This window comes from Modestobacter sp. VKM Ac-2979, assembly GCF_026967995.1.
Lineage (GTDB): Bacteria > Actinomycetota > Actinomycetes > Mycobacteriales > Geodermatophilaceae > Modestobacter.
The window spans coordinates 381,698-397,367 of the sequence record NZ_JAPVBO010000002.1; the positions used below are offsets into that span (position 1 = coordinate 381,698).

The 15,670-nt window shown below is 73.5% G+C and carries 15 protein-coding genes; 5 read left to right on the forward strand and 10 right to left on the reverse strand.

Features of this window, described 5'->3' with window-relative positions; translation table 11 throughout:
• Window positions 1-69: 69 nt before the first annotated feature.
• The gene (locus tag O2W15_RS06320) at window positions 70-978 is read left to right on the forward strand and encodes a LysR substrate-binding domain-containing protein (RefSeq protein WP_269162415.1); all 909 of its coding nucleotides are present in this window, start codon (window positions 70-72) and stop codon (window positions 976-978) included.
• 41 nt (window positions 979-1,019) lie between these two features.
• Here O2W15_RS06320 and O2W15_RS06325 read toward each other — a convergent pair whose 3' ends face one another.
• Window positions 1,020-2,027: a tripartite tricarboxylate transporter substrate binding protein gene (locus O2W15_RS06325; protein WP_269162417.1), complete on the reverse strand. Its 1,008-nt coding sequence runs from the start codon at window positions 2,025-2,027 to the stop codon at window positions 1,020-1,022.
• A 172-nt stretch (window positions 2,028-2,199) separates the two neighbouring features.
• Here O2W15_RS06325 and O2W15_RS06330 point away from each other — a divergent pair, with 172 nt between their 5' ends.
• Window positions 2,200-3,765, forward strand: coding sequence for an aldehyde dehydrogenase family protein (locus tag O2W15_RS06330; RefSeq protein WP_269178788.1), 1,566 nt, complete (start codon window positions 2,200-2,202; stop codon window positions 3,763-3,765).
• Window positions 3,766-3,774: 9 nt separating this feature from the next.
• Here O2W15_RS06330 and O2W15_RS06335 read toward each other — a convergent pair whose 3' ends face one another.
• Window positions 3,775-4,767 carry a LacI family DNA-binding transcriptional regulator gene (locus tag O2W15_RS06335; protein ID WP_269178789.1) on the reverse strand — a complete coding sequence of 331 codons (993 nt, stop codon included), beginning with the start codon at window positions 4,765-4,767 and terminating at the stop codon, window positions 3,775-3,777.
• Between the two features lie 86 nt (window positions 4,768-4,853).
• On the opposite strand from O2W15_RS06335, the gene O2W15_RS06340 reads away from it, so the two are divergent.
• The gene (locus O2W15_RS06340) at window positions 4,854-5,051 is read left to right on the forward strand and encodes a hypothetical protein (RefSeq protein WP_269162420.1); all 198 of its coding nucleotides are present in this window, start codon (window positions 4,854-4,856) and stop codon (window positions 5,049-5,051) included.
• A 65-nt stretch (window positions 5,052-5,116) separates the two neighbouring features.
• On the opposite strand, the gene O2W15_RS06345 is transcribed toward O2W15_RS06340, so the two are convergent.
• Window positions 5,117-6,463 (reverse strand): hypothetical protein, encoded by a 1,347-nt coding sequence (locus tag O2W15_RS06345; protein WP_269178790.1) that lies wholly within the window; start codon window positions 6,461-6,463, stop codon window positions 5,117-5,119.
• A 1-nt stretch (window position 6,464) separates the two neighbouring features.
• Window positions 6,465-6,977, reverse strand: a complete 513-nt coding sequence (locus tag O2W15_RS06350) for a SigE family RNA polymerase sigma factor (RefSeq protein WP_269162422.1) — start codon at window positions 6,975-6,977, stop codon at window positions 6,465-6,467.
• A gap of 140 nt (window positions 6,978-7,117) precedes the next feature.
• Here O2W15_RS06350 and O2W15_RS06355 point away from each other — a divergent pair, with 140 nt between their 5' ends.
• Window positions 7,118-7,318 carry a hypothetical protein gene (locus O2W15_RS06355; RefSeq protein ID WP_166754461.1) on the forward strand — a complete coding sequence of 67 codons (201 nt, stop codon included), beginning with the start codon at window positions 7,118-7,120 and terminating at the stop codon, window positions 7,316-7,318.
• Window positions 7,319-7,355: 37 nt separating this feature from the next.
• Here the strand turns inward: O2W15_RS06355 and O2W15_RS06360 are convergent, their stop codons facing one another.
• The 6 genes from O2W15_RS06360 to O2W15_RS06385 form a co-directional block, all read right to left on the reverse strand.
• Window positions 7,356-8,567, reverse strand: a complete 1,212-nt coding sequence (locus O2W15_RS06360) for an acyl-CoA dehydrogenase family protein (RefSeq protein WP_269178791.1) — start codon at window positions 8,565-8,567, stop codon at window positions 7,356-7,358.
• Between the two features lie 141 nt (window positions 8,568-8,708).
• Window positions 8,709-9,170, reverse strand: a complete 462-nt coding sequence (locus tag O2W15_RS06365) for a DUF4383 domain-containing protein (protein ID WP_269162424.1) — start codon at window positions 9,168-9,170, stop codon at window positions 8,709-8,711.
• A gap of 122 nt (window positions 9,171-9,292) precedes the next feature.
• A complete protein-coding gene (locus O2W15_RS06370; protein ID WP_269162426.1) occupies window positions 9,293-10,942 on the reverse strand; it encodes a carbamoyltransferase family protein in 1,650 nt (549 codons plus the stop codon).
• 166 nt (window positions 10,943-11,108) lie between these two features.
• Window positions 11,109-12,827: a RecQ family ATP-dependent DNA helicase gene (locus O2W15_RS06375; protein ID WP_269178792.1), complete on the reverse strand. Its 1,719-nt coding sequence runs from the start codon at window positions 12,825-12,827 to the stop codon at window positions 11,109-11,111.
• A gap of 58 nt (window positions 12,828-12,885) precedes the next feature.
• On the reverse strand, window positions 12,886-14,235 hold the full coding sequence (locus tag O2W15_RS06380) for a phospholipid carrier-dependent glycosyltransferase (protein WP_269178793.1): 1,350 nt from the start codon (window positions 14,233-14,235) through the stop codon (window positions 12,886-12,888).
• 133 nt (window positions 14,236-14,368) lie between these two features.
• Window positions 14,369-14,635, reverse strand: coding sequence for a hypothetical protein (locus O2W15_RS06385; RefSeq protein WP_269162431.1), 267 nt, complete (start codon window positions 14,633-14,635; stop codon window positions 14,369-14,371).
• Window positions 14,636-14,846: 211 nt separating this feature from the next.
• On the opposite strand from O2W15_RS06385, the gene O2W15_RS06390 reads away from it, so the two are divergent.
• Entirely contained in the window at window positions 14,847-15,626 is a 780-nt protein-coding gene (locus O2W15_RS06390) for a polyprenol monophosphomannose synthase (RefSeq protein WP_269178794.1), read from the forward strand.
• Window positions 15,627-15,670 lie beyond the last annotated feature (44 nt).

Genomic DNA, 15,670 nt, shown 5'->3' on the forward strand with positions numbered 1-15,670 from the left:
TTGAGAGTGGTCCAATACGGAATGACCCGCTGATCGAGAGCGGCTGTGCATGAGTGGCGGAGGGGTTCGATGGAGCTGCGACACCTGCGTGCGTTCGCCGCCGTGGCCGAGGAGCTGCACTTCGGGCGGGCGGCGCTCCGGCTGCACACTGCCCAGCCGGCGCTCAGCCAGCAGATCAAGCAGCTCGAGCAGGACGTCGGCACGCTGCTGTTGGAGCGGACCACCCGGCAGGTGCGACTGACCGCGGCGGGCGTGGTGTTCCTGGAGCACGTGCACCGGGTGCTGGCCGAGGTCGACCGGGCGCGGGAGTCGGTGCTGGCGGCGGAGCGGGGCGCGCGCGGTGAGATCCGGGTCGGGGTGACCGGTGCGATCACCTGGCGACTGCTCCCGCGGATGGCCCGCGCCTACCGGCTGCGCTACCCGCTGGTGCGGCTGGACCTGCACCCGGCGGTGTTCAGCGGCGCCCAGGTCAGCGCGCTGCTGGACGGGCGGATCGACGTCGGGTTCCTCCGGGCGCCGGTGCCCGACGGACCGCTGGCCAGCCGGGTCATCCTCAACGAGCCGCTGATGGCCGTGCTGCCGATGGACCACCCGCTCGCCGGTGCGGACGCCGTGGACCTGGCCGACCTGTCCGGCGAGGGCTTCGTCACCTACCCCTCGCGGCACGGCTCGGCGCTGCGCGACGCCGCGGTGCACGCCTGCTTCTCCGCCGGGTTCACCCCGCGGGTGGTCCAGGAGGCCCCGGACACGCACACGGTGGTCGCCCTGGTCGGAGCCGCGGTCGGCGTGACGCTGATGCCCGCCTCGGCCGAGCGGCTCCAGCTGGAAGGGGTGGTCTTCCGCCCGATCGCGGGAGGTGTCGACGTGCGGGTGCCGATCGCGCTGGCCTGGCGACGGGAGGACCCCTCCCCGGTGCTGGCCGGGTTCCTGGCCACCGCCGAGGAGGTGCTGCCCAGCCCGCCACCAGGCGAGCGGTGACCGGCGCCGTCCCCAGCTGCGGACGCGCCGGCCACCGGGGCTCACTCCTGCAGGATCGGCCCGTACGTCTCGACGATCTCGTCGATCCGGTCGGCGAAGGCGTCCGTGCCGATGAACTCGTCGGGCACGTACTGCTCGCCGAGCCGCTCCATCACCTCGGGCTGCTCCAGGCAGTCGTTGACCGTCTCCTCCAGCGTGGTGACGACGTCGTCGGGCGTGCCGGCCGGGGCCGCGAGACCGAACACCGACACGCTGTTGGTCAGCTCCGGGAAGCCCGACTCGGCCAGCGTGGGCACGCCCTCCAGGTAGTCGACCTGCTCGGGCGGGCTCACCGCCAGCGGCACGAACTCACCGGCCTCGATGTTCGCCAGCACGTCCTCCGAGGCGTTGATGAAGACGGCGTCCACGTTGCCGCCGAGCAGCGCCGTGGTCATCTCGGCGTTCCCGGTGAACGGCACCGCGGTCAGCTGGACGTCGTACTCCTCCGCCATCCGCTGCACCTCCATCGCCTGGGACGTCGTCGCCCCGGGGACGCCGATGTTGAGCTGGCCGGGGTTCTCCTCGGCGGCCTGGAAGAACGCCTCGGCGTCGGCGTACTCGGAGTCCGCGCCGACCGCGAGGACGGAGGGGATCTCGGTGACGGCGGCGACCGGGAGGTAGTCCTCGTTGGTGTAGCCGACGTCCTGCTGGAGCGGGTTCGTCGCGGTGGCCGGGACGGCGATCAGCGACAGGCTGTAGCCGTCGGCGCCGCCGGCGAGCATCGCCTGCATGCCGATGGCCCCGGAGGCGCCCTCGCGGTTCTCCACCACGACGGTCTGCCCGAACTCCGTGGACAGGCAGTCGCCGATCGTCCGTGCGGCCAGGTCGGTCGGGCCGCCCGCGGCGTAGGGCACGTACAGGGTGATGTCGTCGGTCGGGTAGTCCGCCGCGGCGGCGTCGTCCCCCCCACCACCCCCGGTCGTGGGCTCGTCCTCGGCGCCGCCGCAGCCGGCCAGGGTCAGTGCGGATGCGGCGAGGAGTGCGGGAAGGGTGAGCCGGCGTCGTTGCATCGGTTACCTCCGTCGTGTTCGAGGGCGCGTGTCCCAGGGCAGTGGCCTGGCTCACTGTGCCCTGACTCACCGGGGGTCGCCCGGCCGCTGGATCACGGTCGAGCAACGATCCCGGAGCCCGTGTGAGCCAGTTCACTCTCCAGACGTCCAAGACGACTGGCAGAGTGCCGCCATGGCTGCCTCGTCGTCGCCCCCCGCCCTGCACGTCAAGCCCGGCACCGAGTGGGCCGCGGTCCTCGGCCGTGCCGCAGACCTCGCGCCCGAGGCGTTCGGCACCGACCGGCTGCACAACCTCGTGGACGGCGCCTGGCGACCGATCGGCAGCCCCGAGCCGCTGGTCACCCCGGTCGACGGCACCAAGCTGATCGGCCTCCCCCGCCTGTCGGCCGGCGAGGCGCAGCACGCCGTCCTGGCCGCGGCCGCCGCCCACCGCGAGTGGGCGCAGACCCCGCTCGCCGAGCGCAAGGCCCGGGTCACCGCCGCCGTCGAGGCGATGGCCGCCGCCCGCGACGAGCTCGCGCTGCTGCTGGCCTGGGAGATCGGCAAGCCGTGGAAGCTGGCCTGCGCCGACGTCGACCGGGCGCTGGACGGCGTCCGCTGGTACGTCGAGGAGATCGACACCATGCTCGGCGACCGGGCTCCGCTGGCCGGACCGGTGTCCAACATCGCCAGCTGGAACTACCCGATGTCGGTGCTGGTGCACGCCGAGCTGGTGCAGCTGCTCGCCGGCAACGCGGTGCTGGCCAAGACGCCGTCGCAGGGCGGTGCGGCCTGCCTGACCCTGGCCCACGCGCTGATGGCCCGGGAGGGGCTTCCGGTCACCCTGCTCTCCGGCGGCGGGGCGGAGCTGTCCAGCGTGCTGGTGCGCTCCCCGGAGATCGGCGCACTGGCCTTCGTCGGCGGCCGCTCCAACGGCGGGAAGGTCGCCGCCGACCTGCTGGACACCGGCAAGCGGCACATGCTCGAGCAGGAGGGGCTCAACGCCTGGGGGATCTGGGAGTTCTCCGACTGGGCCGGGCTGGCCGCGCACCTCAAGAAGGGCTTCGAGTACGGCAAGCAGCGGTGCACCGCCTACCCGCGCTACGTCGTCCAGCGCGAGCTCGTCGACCAGTTCCTGGCCACCTACCTGCCGGTCGTGCAGTCGCTGCGCTTCGGGCACCCGCTGGCCGTCGAGGCCGACGGCGACGACCTCCCGACGCTGGACTTCGGGCCGGTGATCAGCGCGGCCAAGGCCCAGGAGCTCGGCCGCCAGGTCTCCGACGCGATGCACCGGGGCGCGGTGCCGCTGTACCGGGGCAGCGTCTCCGACGGCCGGTTCATCACCGGCCAGGACACCTCGGCCTACGTCGCGCCGGCCGCGCTGCTGTCCCCCGCCGGCGCCAGCTCCCTCATGCACGCCGAGCCGTTCGGGCCGATCGACACGATCGTCGTCGTCGACTCCGAGGCGGAGCTGCTGGCCCAGATGAACGCCTCCAACGGCGCGCTGGTCGCCAGCCTGGCCTGCGACGACGAGGACAAGGCCCGCCGGCTGGCCCGGGAGGTGCAGGCGTTCAAGGTCGGGATCAACAAGCCCCGCTCCCGTGGTGACCGGGCCGAGCCGTTCGGTGGCCGCGGCGCCTCCTGGCTGGGCTGCTTCGTCGGTGGCGAGCTGTTGGTGCAGGCGGTCACCCAGGGCGCGGAGAACGAGCTGCTGTACGGCAACTTCCCCGAGCACTCGCGGTACCCCGCCGCGAGCTGAACGCCCCGCTCAGGCGCTCTGCCGGACCACCAGCTCGGAGGGGAACAGGGTGACCGGGGTGCGGTCCCGGTCGATCAGGCTGCCCGCAGCCCGGGCGGCGATCTGCTCGACCGGGTGCGTCGCCGTGGTCAGCGTCGGCCCGCTGAAGGCCGCCAGCGGCAGGTCGTCGAAGCCGGTCACGGCGACGTCGTCCGGCACCCGGCGGCCCAGCGCGCGGACCGCCTGGATCGCGCCGAGCGCGGTCTCGTCGCAGATGGCGTACAGGGCGTCGGTGTCCGGCCAGCGGCGCAGTGCCTCGACGGCGCCCTGCCGACCGCTCTCGGTGGTGTAGTTCCCGGCCAGCACCCGATCGGGCAGGCCCGCGGCGCGGACGGCAGCCCGGTGCGCGGCGACCGGGCGCTCGGCGCAGGGCAGCCACGGCGGCCCGGCCAGCATCGCGATCCGCCGGCGACCCGAGCGGAGCAGGTGTGCGGTGAGCGCCGCTGCGGCGGCGCTGGTGTCGACGTCGACCAGGGGCACGGTGGGGGAGCCCGCGCCGATGGAGGCCACCCGCCCGGCCAGTCGGGGCGGCACGGCGGCGAGCACCCGGCGGGTGGTGTTCACCAGCACCACCCCGGCGACCGAGCGGTCCCGGGCGAGCGCTTCGAGGGTGGGCTCCGGTGCGCCCAGGGGCAGCCACTGCAGCGCCACCCCGAGCCCCTCGCCGGCGCACCGCTGCGCGGTGGAGCCGACCACCCGGGAGACGTAGGGGCAGTCGACGAGCTCGGTCGGGGATGCGCTGGTCACCGCCACCACCAGGCGCGTGCCCCGGCCGTGGACCAGCGCGCGGGCCACCGGGTCGGCGGTGTAGCCCAGCCGCTCGGCCGCGGCACGCACCCGTTGCCCGGCGTCGGCGGAGGACGGGCCGGAGCCGGTGAGCACCCGGGAGACGGTGGCCCGGGAGACCCCGGCAGCACGGGCCACGTGCTCGATGGTCACCGCAGGCCGGTGGTCCTCACGCATGCCGCCCACCCTGTCACCGGCCGGCTGGTGCTGGGGCGATCAGCGCACTGGAACCGTTCTCAGCCGGGTCTGAGAGGGTCGGCGGCATGACGTCACCGGAGCCGCGCGCCAATCGACAGCGGCTGATCGGCCTGTTCCTGCTGGGCGTCGCCCTCGTCCTGCTGGTCTCCAGCGTCACGTGGTTCGGCAGCGACCGCGGCGGGATCGGCATCGCCCAGGTGGCGGTCGCCCTGGTGGCGGCGGTGGTGGGCGCCGTCGTCGTACGCCGGGCGCCACCGCGCTGACCCCCGCCGTCCCCACGCCTCGGCGGCCAGCTGCCGCATCGCGGTGACCGACGCCGGCTCCCCGGTCACCGGCCGGTCTCGCTGACCGGCGTCTCGGCGAGCACGGTGTCGTCGGCGGCCAGGAACCGGACCGTCGCCGCTGCCGGCCCGTCGCCCGCGCTCCCGACCCCGGTGCCGTCGACCAGGGACAGGGTGGTCAGCGGCGTCCCGTCGGTGTCCAGCACCTCTGCCCGCACGGCGTCGCGCGGGCCGCTCAGTGCGAGCTCCCCGTCCAGCGGCACCGCCAGCAGCTGGTCGGTCAGCGGGGTGCCCGCCGGCTGCGGGTCGAGGGTGGACATCGAGCTGGTGGTGGAGCCGTTGGTGGCGCGCTGGGTGGAGCCGCTCACCAGGACGGTCGCACCGGAGCGGAACGTGAAGCCGGCCAGCACCACCTCCCCCGGGCCATCGGTCGGTCCGGCGGCGAGCAGCGTCGCGGTCGCGCCGTCCAGTCCGGTCCCGTAGGTGCTCACCGCCATGTGCAGCACCTGCTGCACCGCCTGCTCGGAGACCCGGGCGCGCAGCCCCCGCGGGTCGGTGAGCCCCTCGACCGGGGCCCGCGCGATCGCCGAGGCGCGGTCGCTGGCCACGTAGCTCATGGAGCTGAGCTCGCGCCCGTTCCTCGAGACGATGGCCCGCACGCTGTTCGCCAGCCCACGGGAACCGCTGATCTCGCCCGCTGCCACGCCGTCCTGCCCGGGCAGCGGCCGCCGGTCGACCAGCTCCTCGCCGGCCGCGCTGACGGTCGTGCCGTCCACGTACTCCACCGTGTCGCCGGGCAGGCCCACCACGACGAGGACGCCGGACGACGCCCTCTCCGGGACGTCGACGAACGCCAGCGGCTGGTTCCGGACCAGGTGCTGGACGCCGGTCGCCTGGGTCATCTCGCCGGGCTCGGCGCCGGCCGGTCCGGTGAACCAGACGCCGCTGAGCCGGCCACCCACCTCGGTCAGCACGAGGGCGATCCGGGTGCCGGCCGCGTCGCCGGCCCAGGCCACCCGGTGGGTCGCGGTCGGCGAGGGCGCGTCCGGGTCGAACGGCTCGACCCGCCACGGCAGCGCGGCCACCGCCTGCAGCCACGGCTCGTCGTCGGCGAGCGGCCCCCGGACCGGCACGTCGTACAGGCTCTGGGTCGTCACCCCGCGGGACGGGGCCGCGGTGTCGGAGGAGCCGACCTCGGGCAGCAGGCCGCGCAGCACCGGCACCGAGCCGAAGACCAGCACCACGGCCAGCCCGATGCCGACCACCGCCGCCTGCTGGCGGCGCTGCCGCCGGTGCCGTACCCGGGTGCGCTCGGCCAGGTCGTCGGGGGCGCGGAGGGCCGGGCGTGCGGCCAGGTGGGACCGCAGCTGGGTCTCGACGTCCATCAGGTCCATCTCAGCGCTCCTCGAAGGCGGGCATCGGCAGCTGGTCGGCCAGGACGGCGCGCAGCCGGGCGAGGCCGCGGGTGGTCTGGCTCTTCACGGTGTTCACGGAGCAGCCCAGTGCGGCCGCGGTGGCGGCCTCGCCGAGGTCCTCGCCGTAGCGGAGCACCAGGACCGCGCGCATCCGCGGCGGCAGGGCGGCCAGCGCCGTCGCCATGACGTCGCGCTCGGCGAACACGTCGGTCTGGTCGGGCTCAGGGGCGTCGTGTGCCGGGAGGGAGACGATCTCCTGGGTGGTGCGGCGGCGGCGCCAGCTCGCGGCGCTGGTGACCAGCACCTTGCGCACGTAGGGGTAGGCGTCCTCGCCGGAGATCCGGCCCCAGTGCCGGTAGGCCTTGAGCAGGGCGGTCTGCAGCAGGTCCTCGGCGTGGCCGCGGTCGGCGGTCAGCAGGAAGCCGACCCGCAGCAGGTCGTGGGAGCGCGCGGCGACGAACGCCTCGAACGCTGCCTCGTGCTCGGCTCTCACCGGTCTCCCCCCGTCGTCACCCCCTAGGACGCGATGAGCCGTCCGGGAGGGGTGCCTCCGTGACCTGATCGTGACCATCTGGCGTTCTCGGCGGCCAGACGGCACTGTGACCCACGACACGTCGAGCAGTGGAGGTGGCCGTGCAGATCAGCAGGGAGCAGTTGGTCCAGGTGCTGCGCACCGAGGGCGACAACGACACCGCGGACAAGGTGGAGGGAGACCTGCCGGAGCAGATCGACACCGACCGGGACGGCGACGCGCTGGCCGCAGCCGGGCTGGACCGCACCCAGCTGATGGCCAAGCTGGCCGGCGGTGCGTTCGGGGGCACGCTGGCCCCGTGACCGGTGGGCCCGCCGGTGTGCGGCGGGCCCACCGGCATCAGCCGGCGAAGGGGCGCTCGCGGGCCAGTTCCTCCTTGGCGACCCCGCGGATGTGCACCGCGTCCGGGCCGTCGACGATCCGCAGGGTTCGGGCGCTGGCGTAGAACCGGGCGAGCACGGTGTCGCCGCTGACCCCGGCGCCGCCGTGCAGCTGGATGGCCCGGTCGATGACGTCGAGGGCCACCCGCGGTACGGCCACCTTGATCGCGGAGATCTCGGTGCGGGCGCCCTTGGCACCGAACCGGTCGATCAGGTCGGCGGTCTGCAGCACGTACAGCCGGGCCTGGTCGATCTCGATCCGGGACAGCGCGATCGACTCCCGCACGGTGCCCTGCTCGGCCAGCGGCCGGCCGAAGGCGACCCGGGACTTCGCCCGCTCCACCATCAGCGCCAGCGCCCGCTCGGCCATGCCGATGGCGCGCATGCAGTGGTGGATCCGGCCGGGCCCGAGCCGGGCCTGGGCGATCATGAAGCCGTCGCCCTCGCCGGAGAGGATGTTGGACACCGGCACCCGGACGTCGGTGAACCGCAGCTCCGAGTGGCCGTGCTGGTCCTGGTACCCGAACACCGGCAGGTGCCGGACGATCTCCAGGCCCGGGGTGTCCCGCGGCACCAGCACCATCGACTGCTGCCGGTGCGGCGGGCCGTCCGGGTCGGTCTTGCCCATCAGGATGAAGATCTCGCAGCGCTCGTCGGCGGCGCCGCTGGTCCACCACTTGCGGCCGTTGATGACGTACTCGTCGCCGTCCCGGACGATCGAGGTCTGGATGTTGCGGGCGTCGGAGCTGGCGACGTCCGGCTCGGTCATCGCGAAGCCGGAGCGGATCTCCCCCTCCAGCAGCGGGGTGAGCCAGCGGGCCTTCTGCTCCTCGGTGCCGAAGAGCATCAGGGTCTCCATGTTCCCGGTGTCCGGGGCCCCGCAGTTGGTCGCCTCCGGCGCGAGCACCGGCGACCAGCCCATGATCTCGGCGATCGAGGCGTACTCGAGGTTGGTCATGCCGCCGAGCTCGTGGTGGAAGAGGTTCCACAGGCCGCGCTTGCGCGCCTCGGCCTTGAGGTCCTCCAGGATCGGGGGGTGGGCGTGGTCGTCGTGGCCGCGCGCGGCGCGCCAGTCCTCGTACACGGGCTCAGCGGGGAAGACCTGTTCCCGCATGAAGTCCCACATCCGGCCACTGACGTCCTCGGCCTTGGCGGAGAGGGTGAAGTCCATGGACGGACGTTAGCGCCGGACGTGACGCAGGACGCATCGGGGTCGGCACTGGGTGCCACACGCGCGACCGCCCGGACACCAGGTGGTGTCCGGGCGGTCGAGGTGGTGCTGGTGTACCGGGTCAGGCCCCGGCCGCTGGGCTCAGCGGCGCAGGGACTGGTCCGACCCGTGCGTGGTGTCCACGGTCTTCACCGGGCCGAGCGCGATCGCCAGGCCGGCGATGACGCTGGCCAGGTGCAGCCAGTTGTCGGCCCAGTTGATGCTCAGGAAGTTCAGCGGCTCGTCCTCGCCCGCGGCGAACAGGCCGTAGACGAAGGCCGCCCCGTAACCGACGGCCAGCAGCCACCCGTACGTGCGGGCGGTGCTCAGCGTCCGGGCCAGCGCGATGCCGGCCAGGCCGATCACGAGGTGCACGATGTTGTGCAGCGGGTTGATGCCGAACCCGAGGATCGTCTCGTCGGTGTGTGCGGCGAAGTCGTCGAAGCCGGTGATGAAGAAGCCGACGATGCCGACGAGCGTGTAGACGACACCGATCGCCATGGCGAGCATCTGCGGCCAGGTCATGCCTCGGCGGCCGGCGCCGGGCAGGTCTGCGTTGGACATGGGTGCCTCCGTGTGGTCGTGCGCCGCCAGGTGCTCAGCGAGCGCACACAGGGAGTTCCCAGGCCTCCGGCACGAAAACGGCCGTCACCCGAACGGGTGGCGGCCGTTGCCGAATCGTCACCTCAAGAAGGGCGGGGTGTCGCCTTCGGCCGCCGGACGACGAACGGGCCGATCGCGAGCAGGTCGACCGGCGCCGAGCCGAAGCACTCCAGCGCGTCCCGGGGGTCGTCGACCATCGGCCGACCGGCGGTGTTCAGGCTGGTGTTCACCACCACCGGCAGCCCGGTGCGCCGCTCGAACGCCGAGATCATCCGGTGCACCAGCGGGGACGTCTCCGGGTCGATGGTCTGGATCCGCGCCGTCCCGTCGACGTGGGTGACGGTGGGGATGCGCTCCCGCCACTCGGGCGCCACGTCGTGCACGAAGAGCATGTACGGCGAGGGGATCGGCCCGCGGCTGAAGATCTCCGGCGCCTTCTCCAGCAGCACCATCGGGGCCACCGGGCGGAACTGCTCCCGTCCCTTGACGTCGTTCATCCGCTCCAGGTTGGCCTCGAAGCCGGGGTGGGCGATGAGCGAGCGGTGCCCCAGCGCGCGCGGGCCGTACTCGCTGCGACCCTGGAACCAGGCGACGATGCCGTTGTCGGCCAGCACCTCGGCCACGGCCTCGGCCACGTCGTCCGGGCGCTCGTAGTCGATCGCCGCGGTGATCAGCACCTGCTCGATCTCGTCGTCGGACCAGCCCCGGCCGAGTGCGGCGCCCGGCATCGGCTGGGTGTCCTCGCCGAGCTCGCGGGCCACGTGCAGGGCGGCACCCAGCGCCGTCCCGGAGTCCCCGGCGGCCGGCTGCACCCAGACCTGCTCGAACGGGCTCTCGGCCAGGATCCGGGTGTTGGCCACGCAGTTCAGCGCGGTGCCGCCGGCCAGGGTGAGGGTCTTCTCGCCGGTCTGCTCGTGCACCCAGCGGGCCAGGTCGATCAGCACCTCCTCCAGCCGCTGCTGGACGCTGGCGGCCAGGTCGGCGTGGTCGGACGTCCACTGGTCGCCCTTGCCCAGGCGGGGGGCGAACTCGGTGTAGTCGATCTGCTCGGTGCGGAAGCCGCCGTCGTCCGTGGCCCGGATCAGCTCGCTCAGCTCGCCGACGAAGCGGGGCTTGCCGTAGCTGGCCATCGCCATGACCTTGAACTCGTCGGAGCTGCGCAGGAAGCCCAGGTGGTCGGTGAGGTCCTCGTACATCAGGCCCAGGGAGTGCGGCAGTGCCTGGCCGGCGAGCACCTCGAGCTGGCCGTCGACGTAGCGGCCGGCCAGGTGGCTGTGTGCCTCACCGCGGCCGTCGAGCACCAGCACCGCGTTGTCCCGCTGCGGGGCGCCCAGGCCGGCGGACGCCGCGTGCGCGACGTGGTGCTTGACGAACCGCACCTTCGCCGGGTCGAGGCCGGGCAGGGCGTGGGCCAGGAAGTCCGGGGCCATCTCCGCGTACTTCTTGCGCATGACGTCGCCGTCGTCGAACAGCCCGGACTCCTCCGGGGTGCCCATCAGCGCCGGGTCGAAGGAGTAGGCGACCGCGTCCAGCTCCTCGGGGCGGATGCCGGCCTCGCGCAGGCACCAGGCCGCGGACAGCTCGGGCAGTTCCCAGGCGCTCCAGGGCAGCGGGCGCTTGCCGTGCTTGCGCCGGCTGAACCGCTCCTCCTCCGCTGCGGCGACGACCTTCCCGTCGACGACCAGCGCCGCCGACGGGTCGTGGTAGATCGCGTTGATGCCCAGGACCTTCACGTGCACTCCTCCCGGCCGGGCTCCAGCGGCCCGGTCCCTGTTCATGATCACGCCGGAGGTCGGGCGTTGCACGGTGAGCGGCAGGGATCACCCGGTTGGTGGGAACGCCTGGTCTTCGCCGAGCTGCGCGAGCAGCGCCGTCGCGGCCGCCTCTGAGCCCGGGTCCTCAGGCGCGGGAGCGCTGCCGCAGCAGGTCGTTGTCCAGCACGGCCTGCAGGCCGAGGGTCTTGTACCCGACCTCCTCGAACAGGACGACGATGCGGTCCTCCTCGTGCCGCATGACGACGCCGGGGCCCCACTCGGTGTGCTCGACGGGCACGTCCACCGGGAACGGGTGGTCCGCGTCGGCGGCGTGCTCCTGGGAGAGCCCGGCGCTGCAGTTGTCGCAGTTCCCGCAGGGGGAGTCCAGCTGCTCGCCGAAGTAGCCGAGCAGGAACTGCCGCCGGCAGCCGGTGGTCTCGGCGTAGCCACGCATCATCTCGATCCGGCTCTCGTCGACCCGGACGTGGTGCTCGGCGAGCTCCCGCGCGGCAGCGGCGGCCTGGCCGGGACGCGGTGCGTCGGGGGCCGGTGACGCGGTCCCCTCCTCGTCCAGGACGACGGCGCCCGCCCGTTCCAGCAGGTTGAGGTCGCGGACCAGCGGGGTCGCGGGGCGGCCGGTCTCCTCGCGCAGGTCGCGGACGTCCACGCCGTCCATCCCGGCTGCCGCCCCGGCCTGCACCAGCCCGGCGACCTGCTGCAGCTCCTCCTCGGCCGGGGCGCCCGCCGCGAAGAACCTGCGCAGCCCGAGGTCCTCCTGGCGGTAGACCAGCACCGCCACCGCCGGCTCACCGTCGCGGCCGGCCCGGCCGATCTCCTGGTAGTAGCTGTCGACCGAGTCGGCCGGTTCGGCGTGCACGACGAACCGGGTCTCCGGCCGGTCGATCCCCATGCCGAAGGCGGTGGTGGCGACGACGACGTCCAGTTCGTCGGCCTTGAACTGCCCCTGCACCTCGTCGCGGTCGCTCTTCTTCAGCCCGGCGTGGTACGCCCGGGCACGCAGCCCGCGGTCGGCCAGCGCCTCGGCGAGCTCCTCGGTGCTGCGGCGGGTGGCGCTGTAGAGGATCCCGCTGCCCCGCTCGGTCAGCGCGGTGACCCGGTCCAGGACGGCGGTGTGCTTGGCGTGCGCATCGGCGTGCTGCTCGACCTCCAGCCGGATCTCCGGACGGTCGAACCCGGCCACGACGACCTCCGGGTCGGTCATCTCCAGCCGTTCCACGATCTCCGCCCGGACCGGGGGCGCGGCGGTCGCGGTCAGCGCCAGCACCGTCGGGTGGCCCAGCTGCTGGACGACCCCGCCCAGGCGGAGGTAGTCCGGGCGGAAGTCGTGCCCCCAAGCGGAGACGCAGTGCGCCTCGTCGACGACGAACAGCGCCGGTGACGCCGCCCGCAACGCCTGGACCACCTCCGGCTTGGCCAGCTGCTCGGGCGCCAGGAAGCAGTAGCGGACCGTTCCGTCACCCACGCCGTCCAGCACGGCCCGGTGCTCCTGCGCGGACAGCCCGGAGTTGAGCACCGCCGCCCGGCCGACCCGCTCCTGGCCCAGCTCCGCCAGGCGCTGCACCTGGTCGCGCTGCAGGGCGATGAGCGGGGAGACGATGACGACCGGACCGTCCAGCAGCAACCCCGTGACGGTGTAGACCGCGGACTTGCCGGCCCCGGAGGGCAGCACGGCCAGGGTGTCCCGGCCGGCCGCGACCGCCTTCATGGCGTCCTCCTGGCCGGGGCGGAACTCGTCGAACCCGAGCACCTCCCGCGCGGTCTCCCGGATCCGCCGGGTGCGCACGGAGGCCGACCCCCCGGCGGCGGTCGTGGAGGCGGCGGAGCGGTGGGCGGTCTGGGTCACCGGGCGCGACTTCCCGACCACCGAGATCGACAAACGACCCGCAGGCCGCACGGCACCGTCAGTCCCAGGAGTCGAGCCAGAACCGCAGCTCCAGGGCGTCGGACTCCAGCGGGAGCCCCAGCCAGACCGGGGCGAAGAAGGCGAACCCGGCCACGGACAGGGCGAGCGCCACGGCACCGACCAGCCGCGGCCGGCGGGTCGCCTGCACCGCACGGACCAGGGCCAGGGCGATGAACGGCACCACCGGGACCATGTAGAAGAAGTAGCCGGGCTTGTTCGCGGCCAGCCACGGAGCCCACAGCAGCACCAGGGGGACCAGGACGGTGGCCGCGACGCCGTCCCGGCGGGCGACCGCCCGCCAGAGCAGCACCGGGTAGGCCAGCAGGGCCGGCCACCACAGGCCCGGGTTGCCGAGCATGACGATGCGCGCCCGGGTGTCCGGCGGCACCTCGCACTCCCTGGCCTCCTGCTGCGCGGTGGTGCAGCTCTCGGCGTAGACCAGCACCGGCCGCTCCAGCCAGGGCCAGCCGAGCGGGCTGGAGCGGTAGGGATGGCTCGCCTCCAACCCCACGTGGTAGTCGACCAGGTCGACCTGGCTCTGCGCCCAGGTCTCCAGCCGGTCGCCCACCGAGGTGCCGCACTCCCCGGCCTCGCAGGCCCGCTGTGCGGCGTAGCTCTCCGAGTAGTTGGCGAACCAGCCCGTGAAGGTGGCCAGGTAGACGGCGGCGGGGACCATCAGCAGGCTCAGCACGGCGCCGCCGGTGACCGCCACAGCGCGGCGGGTGGCCTGGCGGAACGGCTCGCCCCGGCCGCTGAGCTCGGTGCCCAGCACCAGCAGCCCGACCAGGCCGACGGCGAGCAGGCCGGACCACTTGGTGGCCACCGCCAGCCCCAGGGTGACCCCGGCCAGCCAGCGGTAGCGGGAGCCGACGAAGGACCGGCGCAGCCCCTCCCCGGCCTTGCGGGTGCGGCGGCGGGCGTCCCGGTCGAGCAGCGCGAGCCAGAACGCGGCGACGACGAACAGGGCGAGGACCGCGTCGAGCATCGCCATCCGGCTGGCCGTCACCGCGAGACCGTCCAGGGCGACGAGCACGGCGGCCAGCGCGGCCGGCGCCGTGCGGCGGAACAGGCGGAGCCCGCTCAGGTAGGTCAGCAGCACGGTGACCGAGCCGGCGACGGCCACGCCGACCCGCCAGCCGAACGGGGTGGAGCCGAACAGCTCCAGGCCGGCGGCGATCACCCACTTGCCCATCGGCGGGTGGGCCGGGCGGCCCTCCTCGACCCCTTGGGCCAGGTAGTCGGAGGCGTCGACGGCGTAGTACTTCTCGTCGAAGTAGAGGCGGTCCGGGTCGCCGAGGTCCCACAGCCGGATGGCGGCGGCGAGGCCGAGCAGGGTCAGTGCCACCATCCACTGAGGGAACTCGGGCAGTCGCCCTGGAACGGAGGACGGGCGGCGCCTGGAGGCGCCGCCCGTCTTCTGTTCCGCAACCGAGGACGCGGTTGCGCTCACTGGTCGAGTGCCCCAGCGGTCAGTCGAGGACTCAGCCCTCGGTCTCGGTGCTGAACTCGGTCTCGGTCTCGGTGTCGACCTCGGTCTCGGTCTCGACGACCTCTTCCTCGGTCTCGACCTCGGTCTCGGTCGGCTCGAGGGTCTCGGTGACCTCGGTCTCCATCTCCTCGGTCTCGGTGATCTCCTCGGTCTCGGTGACCTCGACGGTGCCCTCTTCCTCGGCGCCGCAGGCGGAGGCACCGAAGATGAGCAGGCCGGAGAAGGTGGCGGCAGAGACGCCGCGGACGAGCTTGTTCATGGGGTGCTCCTGTGTTCGGGGGAAGCGGTCGGTCAAAGGCATGTCCGCATATCGCCGCCCTCACACACCGAATGGGCATAACGATCAGGTCACAGCAGGTGAACTGTCCTTCTGCACATGACTCGCACAACGATCCGGTAACGGCGAGTGTCGCCCAAATGATGTTGAAGAACGGAGTGTCCGAGAGGTCGGGACTGGTAATGCCGGGACGGTGAATCCTCGGTCCACGTGCGTCTGCATCCCCACCTACCAGGAGCGGGAGAGCCTGCCGCGCACGCTCGCCGGCGTGCTGAGCGCCGTCCCGGACGCCCACGTGCTGGTGATCGACGACAACAGCCCCGACGGCACGGGCGAGCTCGCCGATCGGCTGGCCGCCGACGACCCGCGGGTGCACGTGTTGCACCGCCCGGGCAAGGGAGGGCTGGGGCCGGCCTACATCGCCGGCTTCCGCTGGGCCCTGGCCGAGGGCTTCGACGTGGTGGCGCAGATGGACGCCGACGGGTCGCACCGCCCCGAGGACCTGCCCCGGCTGCTGGCGGCCCTGGCCGGAGCCGACGCCGTGCTGGGCTCGCGCTGGGTGCCCGGCGGGGCCGTCGCCGACTGGCCGCGCAGTCGGGAGCTGCTCAGTCGCACGGCCAACCGGTACGTGCGGGCCGCGCTGCGGCTGCCGGTGGGCGATGCCACCGGGGGCTTCCGGGCCTTCCGCCGGCACGCGCTGGAGCGGCTGGACCTGGACGCCGTCCAGAGCGAGGGCTACTGCTTCCAGATCGACATGACCCGGCAGGTGTGGACACGGGGCCTGCGGCTGGTGGAGGTGCCGATCCTCTTCGTGAACCGGGAGTTCGGCGAGAGCAAGATGAGCTCGCGGATCATCCGGGAGGCGCTGGTCCGGGTCACCGCCTGGTCGCTGACCACGCGGCGCCCCACGCCTGCGGCGGTGCGGCCGGCGGCCACGGGTGGCGAGCGGCTGGTCCACCGGGTCGCCGCCTGACCACCCCGTGGTCCGCGGTTGCGGGCCATCTGCTGGTTGTCCGT